1 protein-coding gene and 1 pseudogene are annotated in these 2,074 nt (G+C 49.6%); one reads left to right on the forward strand and one right to left on the reverse strand.

Going from position 1 to position 2,074, the window contains the following annotated elements; genetic code table 11:
• A partial coding sequence (istA, locus tag CKL79_RS22225; protein WP_240519039.1) for an IS21 family transposase occupies window positions 1–872 on the reverse strand: 872 nt, incomplete at its 3' end.
• A 382-nt stretch (window positions 873–1,254) separates the two neighbouring features.
• On the opposite strand from istA, the pseudogene CKL79_RS22230 reads away from it, so the two are divergent.
• Window positions 1,255–1,455, forward strand: a pseudogene (locus tag CKL79_RS22230) (hypothetical protein); the annotation flags it as partial.
• Window positions 1,456–2,074: the final 619 nt, after the last annotated feature.

The following is a 2,074-nucleotide window of genomic DNA, read 5'->3' on the forward strand; positions in this document are numbered from 1 at the left end:
AGACTCTGGCTTAGCGCTAGACTCATTCGTCTCTTCGACTGTACCTCCACCCGCCTACGCTCTGTCATTTTATCGCCTACCCTCTTGACATTTAATATCCGGTTCTTCAAATGACCGTGCGGCGACTCTACGCTGCCATTCTCATGGGCAATGCCTTTGTTGTTGCGAGTCGGTGTCATCCGGTAGTGGTCGCACAGGTCGTCGTACAACCGCGTCAGGTCGCTGGTGCGATGTCCGCCGAGGTTGCGATAGGCTGCACTCAAGCTATCGGTGCGGTGTTCTTTCGGTACCCCGCCGCTGGCTGCTAGCGCATTTTGCAACCCTTCTGAAAGACCGATGAAGCTCTCACCGCCTTGAATAATTTGCGCATACTGCCAGCCGCTGTAGGCCAGTCGGTAGTGATAAATCAGGTGTTCAAAAGGCCGACCATTGAGGGTGATCTCCATTCCCTTTAATTTGGTGAAGTCTGACAATCCCTTCACCCCTGGCTCATGACGTAGCATGAACATCACCTCGGGCGCTGGCCCATGCAGCGCTTTCCAGGTACTCACTCGGCGCTGGAGTGTCCGCAGCACCTGCGAATATTGGCCGGGGTACTGCTCCTGCAAATACTCGAACAATGTCATCGGCTTGAGTCTCGGTTCGCGCCGTAGCATCGGCTCTAGCTCGCTCTCCCAGACTGCCGACAGCGGATCTCGCTTCACCATGTGCGCTTGCACTTGTCCGCGATTGGGATGGTGATGGCCTGAATCTATGCGCTGGCCTGTCCGTTCTGATATTTCTGCTATCGATGACGATTCTACCTGGGTCAATCCCAGTTCTCTCGCATTCATATAGGCTCTCTTCTGGTATAAGTGGATGGCTTCGGGCATCGGATATAGCTCTCTTTCGTAGGAGATCTACCTGTGCCCTTTTCTTTGCCTGATTGCAACCGTGTTCAAATGACGATGACGCTGCCGACCTGTCTCACGCTGGTTCGACTAAACCCGTCAACCGGCTTTTGCTACCCGACTACTCCACTGTCACCTGATAATTTCAGGATTCCACACTTAAAAAAGTGCTTTCTACAAGCTGAGAGCTTCCTAATAGGAATAGCGAAGCCTTCAGAATGAAATGACTGAAATACTGATAAGTTCGTCAGTCTTATTCGTGATTTAGTACATCTGATCTTTCCTTGAGCAAGGGGAAATACAGCTAAAAGCCTTGCTGAGTATTGTTTTTGGCCAATTATTAAGCTTACGAGCGATCACCTTTAGAGGGCTGGGCTCTGGACTCGTTGAAAGTGCTTGCAAATGGTTAATTCAGCAGCGGTTTAAGGGCGTTGGTATGCGCTGGAGTGAGGAGGGCCTCGACCATCTGTTGATTCTCAGAGTTGCTTGGGTCAATCAGCGATTTGATGACTTGTTTCCCCTCGTCCCTTCGAGCGTTCTAAAGCACCCCTCCCACAACACCTAGATGCGCCCCACGATGGGAGAAAGCTATTGAGGTAAGAGACAAAATCGTAAAAAAATCTGACGTACAGATATTTGGTCGGAAATGTATCGAGATGGATGTCCAGGAAGCAGCTCTAGTAATGGTCTCAGAAAATCAGCTCAATCTTGACGGAAGGGAGCTTGACCAGTGGGCACATCAACTAGGATTAGGATTGACACTTTTCTATGGATGGAAGGTGTTTGTTGACCAGGTTATGTACTAGAGTCCGTCAGCTAAACCTATTTCGGCGGTTAATGCTATCTCTTTCATAAAAGCACGTCTAATAGAGGTAGAAGTCGCCTCGCAGTCGGTTTCTGAGTGGGATACGGCAGTTAAAGATGAAATTGACAGATTTGGATAGCCAAGCTGCATCGTATTCCCCATGTGTTTCTATCTATTTACTTGAGTGTTGTGCTCTCATGAGAGAAAAATCATCATATCGCGTCTGAGGTAGACTAGGCGTTAGGTTCAAAGGTTTTGAGCAGGAGGTGAAGGATGCAGTTGCCGATTGTTGCGCCAGCGCCAGTGGTGAGCAAACATGCCGCAGCGTTTCGTCATTTGTTCAATGACGAGCGGGCCTATCAGCACTTCCAGCACTATT

It is taken from the genome of Leptolyngbya sp. BC1307 (assembly GCF_002286735.1).
In the GTDB taxonomy this organism is placed as follows: Bacteria; Cyanobacteriota; Cyanobacteriia; order Phormidesmidales; family Phormidesmidaceae; genus Phormidesmis.